This is a genomic window from Streptomyces griseus, assembly GCF_900460065.1.
Classification (GTDB): domain Bacteria; phylum Actinomycetota; class Actinomycetes; order Streptomycetales; family Streptomycetaceae; genus Streptomyces; species Streptomyces griseus.
Window position 1 is genome coordinate 76,690 of record NZ_UAVD01000052.1, and the last position, 15,376, is coordinate 92,065.

Sequence of the window (15,376 nt, forward strand, 5' to 3'; positions counted from 1 at the left end):
CGGCATCGGCCGGGAGGACCGGCCGTTCCTCGGGCGTCCCTGCGGCGCCCCGGCGCGGGAATCCGAGCGGACCGGCTTCCGGCGCCGCGCTTGATGGATACGGAACGTACCGGCATGATCACGGGATGAGCGGCAGGGCCTGGGACAGGAAGAAGCAGCAGCTCATCGAACACCCCCGCAAGGGGGCCGAGATGGAGACCGGTCTCGCCCGCGGCCCGTACGGCGTCGCGGGCAGGATCTGCGGCCGCTACGAGTGCCGGTACTGCGGCCAGGACCTGGTTGCACGGAACCTGAGCCCGACGTCGCCCCGCCGGGCCCGCGACCCGGAGACCGGGGACGAGGGGGCACCGCCGACCGCCGGGCAGCCGCCCGCCGGGCATCGTGGACACCGTCGTACGCGACTTCCAGAATACCTACGCACAAGCCCCCGCACAGGAAGACCTGGCCCGCCTGCTCACCCTTGTTCTGAACAGCCGGGACCTCCCCGATGCCGACCGCGAGGAGGCGGCCGGCGCGGTCCACGACCTGGCCCGCATCACTGCCGGGCCGGAGCCGGATACCGCCACCGCCCGCACCCGCCTCCAGCGGCTTCGCGAACTTCTCACCGCCGGGGCCGATATCACCCAGCCCGCGCTGGCCATCGTGACGTCGGTGGCGGGGATGCTGGGGGCGTGACAGCGAGCTCCAGGGATGCACTGCGGAGACAGCCCGGCGTCCCTTGGCGGAGTTCTGATGACGGGCGATGCGCCCGGTCGGCGCTGAAACTCAGGGCAGCCCCACGAGGCCCCACCCACGGCGAGCGGCCTCCGTGACCACCGCGCCCCATTCCCGCAGAAGGGCAACGAAGCCCTCGAAGGTGTCCGGGCGGCCCGCCCAGCCCTCGCACTCGACAGCGAACGGGCCGCTCAACTTCTCCAGGTACAGCTCCATCCGTTCCCAGGCCCGAGCCTTCCCCGCCACCGCCTCCGGCAGACAGACCAGAAGGACATTCGGGTGCCAGCGGTCGGCGGCAGCCGGGAAAGCTCCGACGCCGACCGGCGCCGGAGCGTCGGCCTGGTCCCCGTCCCAGATCAGACCTTCGAGGAAGCTGTCCATCACCTCACGCACGGGCGGGCCGACGAGCGGACGCATGTCAGCCCATGCGGCACCCGCGCGGACATGCGGCATGTGGGCGCCGGTGGTGGTGAGGAACCTGTATACGGCGCACCACGCCGGTGCTTGTCCAGGAGGCCAGAGCCAGCCGTGGGCCCGCTCGGCCCCGCCGTCGTACACGTCGCTCAGCTCGCCCGGCCAAGCCAAGTCCTCAAGCCGTCCGATCCGGTGCTCGACAGGGACGGTGCCCAACTGCCCCCAGTCCACCATGAACACCGTGAGGTCCATACCCATGGAGGCAGCATAGGAAAGGGTGCAGGCCTCGTCGCGTACGGGTCCGGCGGCTGACCGGCCAGAGCAGGGACGCCCGGCATGTAGGCGGGCGCTCCGGCGGCGGGAGGGTACAGGGTGGAGAGCGGAGCCCGTCCGGGCGCCCTTCGCACGTCGACCGGACGGGCCGACCACTTCCCCGCACCCCGCCGCCCGGGCCTCTACGTGACGCGGACTCGCAGCACGTACCGTGCGCCGGACCGGATCGCCTCCGCCTGCTCCCGCAGATCCGCGTCGGTGAACCCGAGCAGCGCTTCATCCGCGGCCTGGCGCAGCAGCGGCAGGATCTCCGGGACCGGCTTTCCCCGGTAGGTGTCGGCCAGCTTGGCGAACGCCTCCTGGTAGGGGCGCGCCGGGGTGCCGGTGCGGTCGGTGAGGAGCCGCCCCAGATCCCGGCTGCTCACGTTGATCTCGCCCATGTGCCCGCTCCGCTCGCTTACCGGCCCCGGCCGCCCCGGCACCTGTCTTCGACCGTACGAGCGGGGACTGACAATCCCGCCCGGCACCTGCGGTGCCGGGCGGACGCGGTCGCCCCGGAGGGCGGCCCGGCGGAGCGGGCGCTCGCGAGTGCGAGCGGGTCAGGCGGCCGGGGTGTAGCGGACGATGGTGTCCTCGCACGGGCCGTCGGCGTAGACCTTCAGCGCTTCGAGCTCGCGGTCATCCGCGGTGAGCTGCCAGCGGAGCTTGGTCGACACCCACTCCGCGACGTACCGGCACTCGGCGTCCGGGGACGGCGGCATCCAGTCCGCCGGGTCCTGATCCGACTTCTGCCGGTTGGAGCGGGCCGTCACCGCGACGAGCGAGACGTGCGCCCCCTGGTCGTTCGCGTACGCCTCCCGCCGCGCCGCCGTCCAGGCGGAGGCGCCGGAGTCCCACGCTTCGGCCAGCGGCACCATGTGGTCGATGTCCAGAGACCCGGCGCTGGTGACCTCCTGGCCGTCGTAATAGCTGATCCAGGTGCCGCCGGTCAGCTTGCAGCCGGCCCCCACGGCCGGGGCGACGACCGCTTCGGAGATGAGGACCTCAGCGCGGGTGTTGCACCCGTCCGAAGCGTTGTCGCCGGAGTTCCAGTGCTTGAAGGACGAGCGGGTGTAGCCGGTGCGGTCCTCCTCTGTGACCTGCACCAGACCGACCGCGTCGGCCAGCGTCGTCACCTCAGCCGCAGGAGCGGCCTGAGCGGCGGGAGCGGAGAGAAACGGGACAAGGGCGAGGGAAAGCGCGCTGAAACCGCGCACAAGGTTCTTGATCACCAACGCGTTCTACCGGCCCCACCCGCTCTCCACGAAGCCGCAGAACCTCACGTCACCCGCGCGGGGGAGAAGGTTCACCGCAGGAACGCTTCCGCAGCCCGCCGCTCCACACTCAGCAGCCCCGTCCTCTCAGACGTCAGCTCGAACCGGACTGCCCTGTGCAATCAGGCTGCCGACACTGACGGTTCTATGGTGCGAGGTCCATCGGGTCACCGGCTGCCTCTGTGCCCCGCCAGGTCTTGTCGGCGGCTCGCCACCCGGCGCGCGCATGGGTCCAGGGCAGGGAGTCGATGGGGTGGTGGCGTGAGTGTAGGAGTACCGCGCGAAGGGCGATGAGCCCCGGGCCGGCGTCCGGTCGGACGGGTACTCCCGCAGCGAGCTCCTTCGCCGTGGGGAGGGGCGGGCGGTCGATGTAGACGTTCTGCGGTCCTGCTCCGATCAGCCACAGCAGTATCCCGTTGCTCACCTCCTGCGCGCACTCGGCGTCGATGTCGTCGGGACCGAGCGGGTTGACGAATTCGAAGCCGAGCCGCCGGTCCGGGAGCGGCTCGAAGTCCACGGTAAATACCGCGAAGCCGCCCATGCAGCTGGGCCGGGTGTAGCGGACGTGGACGTCGCGGCGGGCTTCGGCGGGGAATCGCATGCCGGAAGCGTGCCCGCCCTGCGGACGCCAGGGCAACAGGATTCGGACTGGGGGTGCCCTGGCGGGATCTGCTCGGCCTAGGGGGCGTTTTGTCGATCATGTGTCGAGCCAGATGAGTGTGCTGGCGAGGGTGATGGCGGCGAGGTAGCGGTCGGGGCGTTTGTCGTAGCGGGTGGCGATGCCGCGCCATTGTTTGAGGCGGTGGAAGCAGCGTTCGACGACGTTGCGTCGCCGGTAGGAGGCCCGGTCGAATCCGCAGGGCCGTTCCCGGCGTCGTCTGCGGCCGGCGAGCTGGTCGGTGCGTTCGGGAATCGTGGCCTTGATCCCCCGCCGTCGCAGGTAGCTCCGGAAGGCGCGGGCGGAGTAGCCCTTGTCCGCGACGATGCGATCGGGCCGGGTCCGTGGTCGTCCCGGTCCCGGCCCGGCCACGCGGATGCGGCCGATGACGGCTTCGGCCTGGGTGCAGTCGTTGCGGTTGCCGCCGGTGAGCAGGAAGGCCAGCGGTCTGCCCGCGCCGTCGCAGGCCAGGTGGACTTTGCTGGTCAGCCCGCCGCGGGAGCGTCCCAGTCCGCGTTCCTCAAGCCCCCTTTGGCGGCAGTGTGCTGGTGGGCCCGCACGGTTGTGGAGTCGATCGCGACCAGCCAGTCCACCTCCGCCCGGCCCTGAGCGGCGGCCAGGAGGCGGTCGAAGGTGCCGTCGGCCGCCCAGCGGGCGAACCGTCCGTGCACGGTCTGCCACGGGCCGAACCGATCAGGCAGGTCCCTCCAGGGCAGACCGGTACGGAACTTGAACACGATGCCCTCAAGCACCTGACGGTGATCCCGCCACCGGCCACGAGCCCGACCCGCAGGCGGCAGCAGCGGCACCATCACCGCCCAGGCAGCGTCAGAAATCTCCCCATCCCTCATAACCGGACCAACGATCCGATGATCGGAAAGACACTCCCTAGGCCGAGGGAAAGCGCGCTGGCTCCGCGCACAAAGTTCTTGATCACCACGGTGTTCTACCGGCCAAACCGGTCCTTGGCGAAGCTGGGCACCCCTGTGCTCACTCGCACGGGGGAGAGGGTTCACCGCAGGAACGCTTCCGCACCTGGTTATTCCGATGCACGGGCGGGGGTTGGCAACTCGGGTGGCTGGCGGCGAGGCGGTGGAGGAGCCGTTTCGCGGCGGGTCCTGGCGGCTGTGCCGAGCACGGTGCGGATCAGGCCGGTCGTACGGATGGCCGTGCTGTGTTCGCAGCCGACGATCCTTTACCCACATCTGCAGCCTGCTTCGCGCGTGGGGAGGCTGGTCGAGGTCTTTACGCTCGGTGCGTCGGACACGAAGCGGGCCGGATCTGTGTTGCGGTCCGTCGCGCTCGCTGTGCAGCAGCCTCTGGCTGCCGGGCGAGACCGGCATCACCACCAGGTCTGGGGTCTGTCCTGGCAGGCCGGGGGCCCGGAAAGCTCGCCAGCAGTCGCAAGGAGCCGCGAGGTCACCGGACGCGGCCTGTTGGTCAGCCTGGTGTTCTGCTGACTGAAGGCTGGCGTCGAACTGAAATTCCAGAGAACCTGTTGCTGCTGCAGGTTTCCCACCCCCGATCAGTTGCGATCAACAGAAGGCACGCTCTGTCGCATTTCGCGCATCTGAGGGCCCGTATTGGCAGCTCGATTGGCAATGGAGTGCCAGAATCGAATCGGTGAGCGTTTCTCAGCTTGGGGGCGGGCAGATATATCGGATTACGGCATGAGTGCGTGGCGCTCGGGGCTTCGACCGGGCTAGTGTCGCGGTCAGGAGGGGGCCTGGGCCCGGCCGCAAACCTAGAACCAAGCCCCCTACCGCATTCGTTCAGTTACGAGTTTCCTTGGAGGAATCTCATGCCTTCTCGATATGCGTTCCGTGGCGCCGTGGCGTCTCGGGGTGGTGCTAACGGTAGCGCCGGCAAGGCGGGTTTCGCACGGCTGCGTGCCTGCGTTGTCACGCTGAATCTCGGAGGAGTCCTGGCCCTGGCGGCTCTCCTTTTCGACCCGGCCGAGGAGGCCTGGGCGGCGGCGTATGCGCTGGGAGGGTCCGGAGTGATCGCTTGGGCGTGCCGTGATTCGCGGTTCTCCTGGCTGTGGGCTCGCGCCGACTGAAGGCCGCCCGGCCCGGGGCGCCGGCCGTGGTGCCAGACAGGCAGGAGTCACGGTCGGCGCAGCGAATGGTGCCTCTCTAGGAGAGGAGTAATCGAGTCCGGCGGCAGGTCTTCAGCGGGGATGCCGGTGACGGCGATCAGCGCGAAGGAGGATGCGGTGACAAGGGATGCTGCGAGTCGTGTCTGTGGTTTCTGTGGGGCGTCGCTTCCTGCCGCCAGCGGCCCGGGGAGGCGCCGTTCCTATTGTGACGAGGGGCATCGGCGTCAGGCGCAGAGGCGGCGGGAACGGGAGAGGCCTGCCGCCGGTCACGCCGGGACGTCTCCGGGGCATGAGATTGCGGCTGAGGCTCATCGGCTGGCTGGCCTTCTGTTGGAGGCGACGTACGCGGGTGAGGGTCTGGGGGAACTGGTGCAGCGTGCTCGGGCTGTCCAGCAGGAGATTGACTACTTTCTCGCGGCTGAGGTCGGGGCGGATCGGGACCGTGGTGCCAGGTGGGAGGACATTGCCAAGGCGGTGAATGTCACTGCTGAGACGGCCCGCACCAAGTGGAGTCCGGACCGGGTGCGGCGGCTGCTGGATCACCGTGCTATCGCTCAGAGAGCAGCGCCGCTTCCCTCGCCTCGGTCTGTGTCCTCGCTTCAACAGGGTGAGGGGCAGAAGCCGGTGAGGCCGATGGCGGCCACTGCGCGTCAGAGGCTGGCTGCGGCCCTGTCCTACCTGCAGCGAAAGAGCGGTCTCAGCATCCGAGTGATCGCGGACCGAACGATGCTCTCTCCTTCCTTCATCTCCAGGATCCTGTCGGGAGAACGGCTTCCCTCGTGGGATCTGGTGTGTCATCTGTGCAGCATCCTGGGGCACGAGCCTGGGGAGTTGAGGCTGTTGTGCGAGGCGGCTCATGGCATCGAGCAGCCTCCGCGGCAGACGGTGACGGAGTACATCGCTGCGTTGAAGGCTGCGTTGCGGGGGCTGCACCTGGCCGCTGCGCGGCCGACCCCTGACGAGATTCACCGGCGCAGTCATGGGCTGGTGCCTGTGCAGGTCGTTGCCCAGGTTCTACGGGGGGATGCGGTTCCGGAGTGGGAGGTTGTCGGGGCGCTGGTCACCGCGTTGGGTGGGCAGGCTGCGGATTTCAAGCCGCTGTGGGAGGCGATCCATTACAGCTTCCTGATGACGGATGACCCCTGTGTCAGTGATCTGGTCAGCGAGACGACCGGTTGAGGGCGGGGACGGCCCAGGATGATGACACCTCAGCGGCCCGCAGTCGCATCGAGCGCCCCTTCTTTGCACGAGGCTGGTGGTGACCGCACCGCGGTGATCGCTTTCCGTGCCTTTCGTGACTTGTACAGGACGGGCTATGTCGCCTATGCCACGGCGAGGCTGGGCACGCGCGAGTTGGCGGAGCGGGTGGTGGAGGATTCCCTCACTGCGCTCGCGGTCCGCTGGTCCGCCACGCTGGGCTGTTCCCACCCTGCTGCGGCGGCCTGGCGTCTGCTGGCCGCCTGCGTGGATGACGCGGACGGTTCACCAGCTTGCTGCCCCGGGGGCCGGGTCTGCAGCGGCGACGCGCATGTGCTGCGGGACCATCTCAGGATGGATATCGGCCGGGCTTCCGACCTCATGGGGCTGACGCGTGGCGAGTTCCTCGTCGCGCTGCACTCGGCCGGCTGCCCGGCGGATGCTTGCTGCGGGGCCCAGCAGTCCTGCGACGCCGCCTGAAAAGGGGCGTGGTGCGGCTGCTTTTCAGCCGATCGTGGTCTCGTGCGCTTTCTGAAATTTCACTACGCTGTCTCTCTTCCGGTGCGGGCCGATCCGGCCACGCCATGAAGTTTCCGGGGGATGCGATGACGGCCGAGAATCAGCTTCCGTACGGTGTGGACGTGAGGACTCCGAGCGTCGCGCGGATGTACGACCATCTTCTGGACGGCAAGGACAATTTCTCCGCCGATCGTGCTGCGTGCGACCACCTCTTACAACAGGTCCCGAGCATGAAGGACCTCGCCCTGAACAACCGGGCCTTTCTTCAGCGGGTAGTGCGGACTCTCGCCCGGGAGTACGGCATCCGTCAGTTCATCGACCACGGGTCAGGGCTGCCGACGCAGGACAACGTGCACCAGATCGCGCAGCGCGTCGACGGTGCCTCCAGGGTCGTGTACGTGGACAGCGATCCGATCGTGCGCAGTGTGGGCGGGGCTCTTCTGGAGACCGATGACCGGACCGCTGTCCTGCAGGCGGACATGCGTGACACTCAGGAGATCTTCGACAGTGAGCCGGTGCGGCGGCTGATTGATTTCCGGGAGCCGGTCGGTGCGCTGTTCGTTTCGGTTCTGCACTGCATTCCCGATGCGGACCGGCCCGTTGACCTAATCCGCAGGGTGCGGAGCCGGCTGGCCAGCGGCAGTGTGATGGTCATCTGCCAGTTGGTCAGCGAGAGCGAGCAGGTCCGTGATGAGGTGTCTGCGTTCATGGACCGTGAGACCCGGGGGCACTGGGGCCGCGTGCGCACCCGGGCTGACGTCGAGAGCTACTTCGAGGACAACGGACTGTCGGTTGTCGAGCCGGGCCTGGTCGAGGTCTCCCGGTGGCGCCCTGCCGATGTGCCTGCTGCTCCACCCCAGCAGAGCTTTGAGTGGGAGGAGTTCGGCGGGGCCGGCCTGGTTCCCTGAACCGGCCCCGTGGGTTCGCTAGCGGCCGGTGGCCAGCTCGTCGAGCCGGTCCTCCAGCTGAGTCAGGGTGAGGGCGGCGGGGTTGGCCATGCCGGAGAGGGTGGTGACGCGCGACAGGTAGCGTTCCGCCTCGCCTTCGCCCTCGACGCAGCGGGCGCCTTCGCTCTGCTCGAGGTAGACGAAATCGGACAGCAGGGCGTCGGCGAACCTCAGGTGCACGATCGGATGCCCTACAGCGCCTGTCATCCCCATCGAGAGCGGAGCGATGTGGAGGTTGATGCGGTGCCGCAGGTCGCTCTTGAGCAGCTGGATCAGGTGCTCGATCTGCCGGTACAGCACGCCGGGGCTGCCCACCGGGCGGCGCAGCACGTCTTCATCCATGATCGCGACCATGGCCGGCGGGTCCTGGTCCCGGTGGAACATGCTCAACCGGTTGGTCCGGGCCCGTGCGCGGGCTTCGACCTCTGCCTGGGACAGGTCCGGGAAGCCTGCACGGATGACGAGTTGGGCGTATTCGGTGGTCTGCAGCCAGCCGGGGACGAGCTGTGGTTCGTAGGCCATGATCCGCTGGGCGGCCGGTTCGAGAGCGAGCAGCGGCTGCACCCAGCGGGCGATGGAGTTGCCGTACGCCTCCCAGGCATCCGGCTTCTCGCCCTGAGCCGCGATCGACAGCGCGTGGGATAGTTCCTGGCGGTCGGTGACTCCGCACAGACGCAGCAGGGCGGTGGCGTGCTGGCCGGTGTTCTCGGTCCGTTCGCCCTTTTCCAGTCGGCTCACCGTCGGCCCGGATGTTCCGATGTGGCGGGCCGCGGCTTTCCCCGTCATCCCGATGCCGGTGCGGCAGCGTCGCAGGTGCTCGCCGAGGGCTCTGCGGTGGGCTGCCGCACCGAGGTGGGGCCGGGGCGCGAAACCGCGTATGGAACGGTTGTCCCCGTGCTGGCCAGTCATTCCGAATGCCTCCCCTGAGCCCCCTTGTTCGGGGCGCCAGTATGTCAGCCTGACAAAGAAGAGGCATGCGCTGGCCAGAGCAACACGAAACGTTACAGGGCGAAGTCGAACTCGCCGTCCTTCACGCCGAGGAGAAACGATTCCATCTCGGCCGGGGTATAGACCAGCGCCGGCCCTTCGGGGAAGCGGGAGTTGCGCATGGCAATTTCTCCCCCCTCCAGTCGGGCGACTTCCACACAGTTTCCGGCCGCGTTGCTCCGCGCGCTCTTCCGCCAGACCGCCCCCGTGATCGTCTCAGCACTCACGCCGTTGAGCTGCACTGTCATCGAAAATCCGCCTCCTGTCGACCCCTCGGCCACAGTCGTCCACACCCATCAGCGGGAACGTTCGTGCGACCTGAGCCGCTGAAATTTCAGCCGTCCTTTCAGGAACGAGCATTAGCGCGGCAGGTAGCGCGACAAGATGCAGTGAGCCGCCGACACGCTCACTTACGGGGAAACCGCTCATGGAAAACCGAACACATCAGCGCCAGCACAGAGGTGCCAGCGGCCACTCCGGGATCGTGTCCCATCTCGCGCTCGCGGCACCGCCTTTCGCCGCCCACCGCATCAGCACGGACACCCTGTGTCTGAGAGACGCACGGAAATTCACCTCCGACGTCGTCCGCCGCTGGAACCTGAACCCCGTGCGCGAGGACGCTGTGCAGATCGCATCCGAGCTCGTCGCCAACGCGGTACGCCACGGCCGGCGCCGCACTCCCCTGCCCGACGGCAGCCGCCCCGTCGTATGGCTGGCCCTGACCCGGCGCCCGCACAGCCTGCTCTGCGTGGTGTACGACCCCAGCCAACGCAGGCCCCGCCTCACACCCCCCGCTCCCCTGGCCGAGGACCACCGCGGACTGCCCATCGTCGAGGCACTCAGTGAGGGGTGGGGGTGGAAACCCTCCGGCGCCACCGGCAAAGCCGTCTGGGCGCGCCTGGCGTTACCTCCCGCTCCGGCCCGCAGAAGGCCCTGAGGAGACCTGGACATCATCCTGCGGGCTGGAGGGAGAAGCAGCCGCAGCAGTCGGTCAGGGCTCCTCGATGTATGAACGGGCTTACCGACTACCCGTCTGAAGCAACCGATACTGGCTAGGAACCGGACGGGGCTGAGGCAGGGGCGGTGGGGCTGTAGAAGACGGAACGTCCCTGCTTGGAACGCTCCAGCAGACCCTGGGCGACCCCCTGTTCCAGAGAGTTCCGCACGACCGTCACCTGGACCGTGCGCTCAGGGTGCGCCTCAGTGAGCGAGGCCGCCACTTCAGCCGCGGACCGCGGCTCGCTCTGTCCTCCCAGGTAAGCGGTGGTCAGCTCCAGCCATGTCGGCTCGCCCGCCTTCTTGGGCGAAACAGTCTTCTTGGACGCCTTGCGCCCGGCGGCGGCAGCCGGCTTCCCTGCTGCTGTCTTACGGTTGGAGCCCCGCGCCGCGGGAACCGAGGCCCCCTTGCGGTCCTTGCGCTGCTTCGCGGTCTGCTTGGGCATGCCGCCGAGCACATCCTGCATCTTCGTCAGGACCTGCTCACTGTCCTCCAGACGCACAAGCTCATCCTGCAACCGTGCCAGTTCGGTACGCACGCGCTCCTGATCACTCCGGTTCGCCGCCAGGTCATCAGCGACCCGCTGCGCATAGTCGGCCGTGACACTCTGAGCGGGAAGGTTTCCAGACATGTAAGTCCTCGGGCTCTCAATGTGGGGGGCGTGTAGCGACGATCGTACCCACATAGATCAAGCCAACCTGCCGGTGCGCCTGGTGCCATTAGTGCATGGCAGCCATCTGAACCGTTCCCCACCCCGAAGTGAGGTGCTTATGCACCGCTCACTCATGCTCGCGCCCTCCGGGGTAGCTGGGCCGTCATCGATCACACTCATTGATCACTACCGCAATCGATGACAACACCGGCTGGCGGTGGGGGCGGTGCGCCCACCGCTCCCACAGCCGCAGCCCGCGGTCAGGCGGCTGGCCAGAAGGCCTTTGTCCATGACGGCTGCGTCGCAGCTCAGTTCACTACGTACCGGTCCCCGGGGAACTGCCAGCCGTCGGTCCCGTCGCCGATGTCCTCCACGAGGATGTCGTCGATGAAGTACTCCTCAAATACTTCATCGGTCAGCTGACCGGTGAGCCATGCCTGCTCGATTCTGGCCCAGGCGCCGTTGCGGCCGTCGATGCGCAGCGGGGCTTCGCCATGAGTCCCGCGATCCCGGATGTCGCGTGCGATCTGGACGGTGCCGGTAATGCGGAATTGGTGGATCTGGAAGTCCGAGGGCAACGGGGTGGGGCGGGTGGTGGCCGCTTCCTCGTAGGCGGATCTGATCTGTTCCTGGTAGCTGCGGCGTACGGCGTATTCGGGTTCCGACAGCCAGTGGATCAGAGTCCGGGCTGTGACGGTGAGGCCTGCGCGTTCGAGGGCTTCGTAGCCGTGGCGGGTTGCTGTCAGTTGGACGAGCTGAGCGTGCCACTGCTTTGCCCGGTAGGTCTTGAGGCGGCCCGCCGGTCGGGCTCCGTGGTCACGCACCAGGTGGCTGAGGGCTTCGCCGAGGGTGGCTCCCTGAGCCATCAGGAGCTCTCCTGACCGTGCTTGACCTTGACCTCGCCGAAGCCGGTGCCGACCTTGTAGGTGTCGGGCGCTGTGCCGTCAGGGGTGTGGAAGACCGCCTCGTCGACGTTGCGCAGGGCGATCAGGGTGTGCCCGGCCTGGACTGCCTTCCACGCGGTGACCCAGTGCCGGACGGATGCTTCCGCGACGACACTCATGCGCCAGTCTGGCCGCCAGAAGGGGGACTTCACCGTGTCGCCCTTGGGCCACAGCAGACGCAGCGCGATGGACAGCCGGCGTTTGTACTGGTCGTAGGGTGCGCCGGCGTCGACGAGTTCGGTTCGGGCGCGCCGGGCTTCCTTGTAGAAGTGCTGGAAGAGGCTCTCGTTGGCACGCCCGGTCCAGGAGTCGTGGATACACAGGGGTTCGGTGATGTGCCCGGCTTTGATGAGGCGTTCGATGAGCTGGATGTGGGAGGTGACGGCCCATACCCGGCCATGGGCGTCGGCCCGGTCGGCGAGTCGTCCCAGCGGGTGGGGCATCTGGGTGTGGGTCCAGGAGGGGACGTCGATGTAGAAGATTCCGGCCTGGTCGCGGGTGCGTTCGGCCAGAGCTCCGGTGTGGAGGAGTTTGTTGGGGGCGAGGGGAACAGCGGAGCAGGCCGACGGATAGGAGCCGTTGCGGTCGATGGTGCACAGGGCGCCGGGAGCGAAGCTGTCGGGAACGATGAGGGTGTCGCGCTTGCCTGCGCCGTTGCGGACGCGCTCGGCCTCCGGGTGGACCCAGCGTGGTTCACCGTCCATGAACTCGCGGAACAGCGTCCACGGCACGTTTTCACGCTGGTCGGCGCGGACTGCCGGGAGGGGGTGCATCTTGGAGCGGCTGATGCTTTCCCTCAGGATGCTCAGGCCGGGGAAGACCGTGTCCTTCGGCTCGTGCTCGTCGCCCGGCTGCAGCTCCATCACCTTTTCCTCCGGCTCAGGGTCCTCCCGCTGGGGGGCGACCGTCGTCGCCGCAGCGGTGCGGGGTGCTGATGAGGCGGTCTGTTCCGGTTCGCCGGAGCGCGGAAGGGGCGATGACGGCGCGGTGGCGTAGGCGTTCAGCGCGGTGCGCAGGTGCTGTTCCAGCGGGCCGTCGTTCAGCGCTGGGGGGTTGGCTGCCAGTTCGGCCACGGAGTCGCGCAGCGTTGACAGCAGTCCTTCGTCGCCTTGGTTCTTCGCGTCCCGGAATGCGGCCAGGATCTGGTGGGCGGGGGCGGGCAGGCCTTGGCGGGCGCCGGAGGTGAAGGGCAGAGCGGCGCGCAGGAGCTGGTCCTCGACATTGTGGGCCGGGGGGTGGTGGAGGTCGGTGAAGCGGGCGTGGGCCAGGTCCTCGTTGAGGCGGGCGGTGGCCAGTGGCCCGAAGTCCCGCTCAGCGACCGTGATTTCGGCGGTGCCGTCGTTCTTGTGGAGCGTGAGGTGGATGGTGACGTCCGGGTCCAGCCGTTGGATGAGGAGCGGATCGTCGGTGTCGATGACTGCGAGCACGGGAAGGCCGGACTGCCGGGCGAGGTGCGCCAGCGTACGAGCGGCCGCAGGGAGCTGGTCTCCCGACAGGGGAATGTGGGCGGCCGGTGCGCATTGGAGGCGGTCCACGACAATCAGTGCCAGGTCGTTGACGTAGGGGGCGGTCTGGGCGATCGCCTCCGCGGTCAGTGCGCTGCCGTCGTCGATGAGAAGCGGGGCCTGGGTGAGGCGGGCGTCGGCCTTTTGGACTGCGGTGTGTTCGTGCTCGGTGAGGGTATTGGTGGCAAGTCGGCGGTAGTCGGTGCCGGTCTCTGCTGCCACGATCCGGCGTGCGACGTCTGCTCGGGTCAGGCCGGAAGCCGCGTAGAGCACGCGTTGGTTGGCGACGAGTGCGGTGTGGCGCGCTGCGGCCAGGGCGAGGAGGCTTCCGCCCGCTCCCGGGGCGGCGGCAACGAGGACGAAGCAGCCGGGCTGAAGGCCGCCGACTGCGGCGTCCAGGACCGTGAGCCCGAACTGTGGGGCGGCGGGTGCTGCAGAGGTGCGGACTTCGCCCATGACGTCGCCCAAGGCGGCGAGTCTGCGCGGGGTGGCGTTCGTGGCTGACGAGGTCTCTTGAGCGATGCCCTCCACCTGCGTGGGAGCAGTCGGGCTCCCGGGGTGGTCGGTCGACGGTTCCGCCTCGGTTGCCGGGTTGGAAGGGCCCGGCGTTTGGGAGCGGGCGGGCAGGAGGACGGCCACCGGGACCGAGCGGCGCAGGAGGACTTGGGGGTTTCCTGCTGCAGCAGCTTTCACTAGGTCGCCCAGGTCTCTCTGCGCGCTGGTCAGGGTGTGTGCAGCCAGACCCGATGCAGCGTCCCGCGCTGCGGGCAGATGCTCCAGTGGAGCGAGCACCGCCTCGTCGTGGCGTCGGCGGACGTAGGTGGCCTGGCCTTCCTCGGCAGCCTTCACTCGGGCGTGCAAGGAGGCGCGGGCCTGCTCCACCGTCAGGGCTTCGGGCGCGGCCGATCGCCTGGGATCTTCCTGGTTCACCGTGGCTCCTCGACACCGTACTAGCTCAGGATTTCAAGCAACGTACCACTTCCAGACGCAATTGCCTCCTATCAATAAGTTTCATCCCTTCTTTCATAAGCTTTAGCGTGTCTTCTGATTGCTTCGAGCACCTCCCAGTCTGGTTGCAGCGTCGACATGTGATCGCCGCGGATACAGCCCCCCGGGCCCAACCTGGGGGCGGCCTTCTCCGGCGGTGCAGTCAGCTCGTAGATGCAGCCGCTGCTCGACGTTCCTGCCCTGCGCCGGGCAGCCGCGGAAATGGAGTGGAAGCGCCTGCCGAACCTCCCCTGCGCCATCCTCCGAGCTTGCTCCGGAAGACGTTTCACCCGAGGCGCTCACCCTCAACTCCCCTTTGCAGTACCAGAGATAGCCGCCCGGAGCGGGCGGGCGACCACTACGCCGCCGCACGAGCGTCAACCTGCTGCCACTTGCGGAGGCACCCGAACGGGTAGACGCGTCTGCGTGCATGGAAGGCAGGCGCCGCACGGCTCCGTCAGGTGCCGCTGGCTTCAGCGGCTGCGCGTTGCCTCCTGCGGCGCTGCGAGCAGGCAAGGGCAGACGTCTGCCAGCGCCTAGAGTCTGCTTCATTCCGCGCGAACGACCAGTGAGGGGAGGGACCTGATGAACACTGCGAGGCTCGAAGGCTGGGCAAACGAGCTGAAGGTGTTAGTCGCCGAGGATGCAGCGCAGGAGTGCGAGGCGGCGCAGCGCCTGGACGCGGCCGCACGCCTGATGGAGGCTGCTCAGGAGGACGCGGACATCGCCGCTGACAAAGCGAGAAGTTCACGCAATGCCCTCGCGATGGTCACTGAGCAGATTCGAAGGTCTCTCCCCGACTCCGGGGAAGCCGATGCTGACCCGGGTGCTGCCGAGCGCCAGCAGGAGAATCCGGCGCCTCATGCCCCGAGCAGCGTCGCCGGCGTGATTCTCTCCTTCCTCCGCAACCAGAGCGAGGCGACCTACGGTGAGATCACGAACCAGGTGCGGCGGATGCGTCCGGACGTCGTCGCGGAGAACTGTGCTCGGGACCTGGGCCGGTTGGTTAACCGGGGGCTTCTGGTACGCCCTCGGCTCGGCGTGTACCGACTCGCTGGCACCCAGGACGAACCAATGAACTCCTAAACAAAAACGGTCTGACCATGCACAAACACCACCAGGGTGCGCCTGGCGGTGAGTGTGCTTGCGCATGGTTAGGCCTCACGCGCGC

15 protein-coding genes and 1 pseudogene are annotated in these 15,376 nt (G+C 68.1%); 6 read left to right on the top strand and 10 right to left on the bottom strand.

Annotated elements, in window-relative coordinates; all coding sequences use genetic code 11:
* Positions 1-381: 381 nt before the first annotated feature.
* Complete coding sequence (locus DTB53_RS32435) at positions 382-675, top strand: hypothetical protein (protein ID WP_012377497.1); 294 nt, start codon at positions 382-384, stop codon at positions 673-675.
* A 90-nt stretch (positions 676-765) separates the two neighbouring features.
* Here the strand turns inward: DTB53_RS32435 and DTB53_RS32440 are convergent, their stop codons facing one another.
* From DTB53_RS32440 to DTB53_RS32460, 5 genes and pseudogenes are all read right to left on the bottom strand, one after another.
* Positions 766-1,386, bottom strand: coding sequence for a hypothetical protein (locus DTB53_RS32440; protein ID WP_012377498.1), 621 nt, complete (start codon positions 1,384-1,386; stop codon positions 766-768).
* A 197-nt stretch (positions 1,387-1,583) separates the two neighbouring features.
* Positions 1,584-1,841: a hypothetical protein gene (locus DTB53_RS32445; protein ID WP_042495220.1), complete on the bottom strand. Its 258-nt coding sequence runs from the start codon at positions 1,839-1,841 to the stop codon at positions 1,584-1,586.
* A 159-nt stretch (positions 1,842-2,000) separates the two neighbouring features.
* Entirely contained in the window at positions 2,001-2,672 is a 672-nt protein-coding gene (locus tag DTB53_RS32450) for an HNH endonuclease family protein (RefSeq protein ID WP_012377500.1), read from the bottom strand.
* A gap of 187 nt (positions 2,673-2,859) precedes the next feature.
* Positions 2,860-3,315 (bottom strand): hypothetical protein, encoded by a 456-nt coding sequence (locus DTB53_RS32455; RefSeq protein WP_012377501.1) that lies wholly within the window; start codon positions 3,313-3,315, stop codon positions 2,860-2,862.
* A 96-nt stretch (positions 3,316-3,411) separates the two neighbouring features.
* A pseudogene (locus DTB53_RS32460) lies at positions 3,412-4,223 on the bottom strand (IS5 family transposase).
* 1,880 nt (positions 4,224-6,103) lie between these two features.
* Between DTB53_RS32460 and DTB53_RS37700 the strand changes: the two are divergent.
* The 3 genes from DTB53_RS37700 (at position 6,104) to DTB53_RS32480 (ending at position 8,094) form a co-directional block, all read left to right on the top strand.
* A complete protein-coding gene (locus DTB53_RS37700; RefSeq protein WP_012377506.1) occupies positions 6,104-6,649 on the top strand; it encodes a helix-turn-helix domain-containing protein in 546 nt (181 codons plus the stop codon).
* Positions 6,650-6,742: 93 nt separating this feature from the next.
* Positions 6,743-7,147, top strand: coding sequence for a hypothetical protein (locus DTB53_RS32475; protein ID WP_042495230.1), 405 nt, complete (start codon positions 6,743-6,745; stop codon positions 7,145-7,147).
* Positions 7,148-7,272: 125 nt separating this feature from the next.
* Entirely contained in the window at positions 7,273-8,094 is an 822-nt protein-coding gene (locus DTB53_RS32480) for an SAM-dependent methyltransferase (RefSeq protein ID WP_012377508.1), read from the top strand.
* Between the two features lie 18 nt (positions 8,095-8,112).
* Here the strand turns inward: DTB53_RS32480 and DTB53_RS32485 are convergent, their stop codons facing one another.
* Both DTB53_RS32485 and DTB53_RS32490 read right to left on the bottom strand, forming a co-directional pair.
* On the bottom strand, positions 8,113-9,042 hold the full coding sequence (locus DTB53_RS32485; RefSeq protein ID WP_012377509.1) for a helix-turn-helix domain-containing protein: 930 nt from the start codon (positions 9,040-9,042) through the stop codon (positions 8,113-8,115).
* Between the two features lie 92 nt (positions 9,043-9,134).
* Positions 9,135-9,368 (bottom strand): DUF397 domain-containing protein, encoded by a 234-nt coding sequence (locus tag DTB53_RS32490; protein ID WP_012377510.1) that lies wholly within the window; start codon positions 9,366-9,368, stop codon positions 9,135-9,137.
* A 179-nt stretch (positions 9,369-9,547) separates the two neighbouring features.
* On the opposite strand from DTB53_RS32490, the gene DTB53_RS32495 reads away from it, so the two are divergent.
* Positions 9,548-10,057, top strand: a complete 510-nt coding sequence (locus DTB53_RS32495; RefSeq protein ID WP_012377511.1) for an ATP-binding protein — start codon at positions 9,548-9,550, stop codon at positions 10,055-10,057.
* A gap of 115 nt (positions 10,058-10,172) precedes the next feature.
* Here the strand turns inward: DTB53_RS32495 and DTB53_RS32500 are convergent, their stop codons facing one another.
* The 3 genes from DTB53_RS32500 to DTB53_RS32510 all read right to left on the bottom strand — a co-directional run bounded on the left by DTB53_RS32500 (position 10,173) and on the right by DTB53_RS32510 (position 14,148).
* Positions 10,173-10,748: a hypothetical protein gene (locus DTB53_RS32500; RefSeq protein WP_012377512.1), complete on the bottom strand. Its 576-nt coding sequence runs from the start codon at positions 10,746-10,748 to the stop codon at positions 10,173-10,175.
* Positions 10,749-11,077: 329 nt separating this feature from the next.
* A complete protein-coding gene (locus DTB53_RS32505) occupies positions 11,078-11,635 on the bottom strand; it encodes a hypothetical protein (RefSeq protein WP_012377513.1) in 558 nt (185 codons plus the stop codon).
* Entirely contained in the window at positions 11,635-14,148 is a 2,514-nt protein-coding gene (locus tag DTB53_RS32510; protein WP_012377514.1) for a type II toxin-antitoxin system prevent-host-death family antitoxin, read from the bottom strand. Before DTB53_RS32510 ends, DTB53_RS32505 begins: the two co-directional genes overlap by 1 nt.
* A 642-nt stretch (positions 14,149-14,790) precedes the next feature.
* On the opposite strand from DTB53_RS32510, the gene DTB53_RS32515 reads away from it, so the two are divergent.
* Positions 14,791-15,291, top strand: a complete 501-nt coding sequence (locus DTB53_RS32515) for a hypothetical protein (protein WP_012377515.1) — start codon at positions 14,791-14,793, stop codon at positions 15,289-15,291.
* Positions 15,292-15,376: the final 85 nt, after the last annotated feature.

Excerpts from the sequence above, each read along its gene's own strand:
- DTB53_RS32440 (WP_012377498.1), bottom strand. The coding sequence starts at position 1,386 with ATGGGTATGGACCTCACGGTGTTCATGGTGGACTGGGGGCAGTTGGGC.
- DTB53_RS32445 (WP_042495220.1), bottom strand. The coding sequence starts at position 1,841 with ATGGGCGAGATCAACGTGAGCAGCCGGGATCTGGGGCGGCTCCTCACC.
- DTB53_RS32455 (WP_012377501.1), bottom strand. The coding sequence starts at position 3,315 with ATGCGATTCCCCGCCGAAGCCCGCCGCGACGTCCACGTCCGCTACACC.
- DTB53_RS37700 (WP_012377506.1), top strand. The coding sequence starts at position 6,104 with ATGGCGGCCACTGCGCGTCAGAGGCTGGCTGCGGCCCTGTCCTACCTG.
- DTB53_RS32480 (WP_012377508.1), top strand. The coding sequence starts at position 7,273 with ATGACGGCCGAGAATCAGCTTCCGTACGGTGTGGACGTGAGGACTCCG.
- DTB53_RS32485 (WP_012377509.1), bottom strand. The coding sequence starts at position 9,042 with ATGACTGGCCAGCACGGGGACAACCGTTCCATACGCGGTTTCGCGCCC.
- DTB53_RS32490 (WP_012377510.1), bottom strand. The coding sequence starts at position 9,368 with ATGACAGTGCAGCTCAACGGCGTGAGTGCTGAGACGATCACGGGGGCG.
- DTB53_RS32495 (WP_012377511.1), top strand. The coding sequence starts at position 9,548 with ATGGAAAACCGAACACATCAGCGCCAGCACAGAGGTGCCAGCGGCCAC.
- DTB53_RS32500 (WP_012377512.1), bottom strand. The coding sequence starts at position 10,748 with ATGTCTGGAAACCTTCCCGCTCAGAGTGTCACGGCCGACTATGCGCAG.
- DTB53_RS32505 (WP_012377513.1), bottom strand. The coding sequence starts at position 11,635 with ATGGCTCAGGGAGCCACCCTCGGCGAAGCCCTCAGCCACCTGGTGCGT.
- DTB53_RS32515 (WP_012377515.1), top strand. The coding sequence starts at position 14,791 with ATGAACACTGCGAGGCTCGAAGGCTGGGCAAACGAGCTGAAGGTGTTA.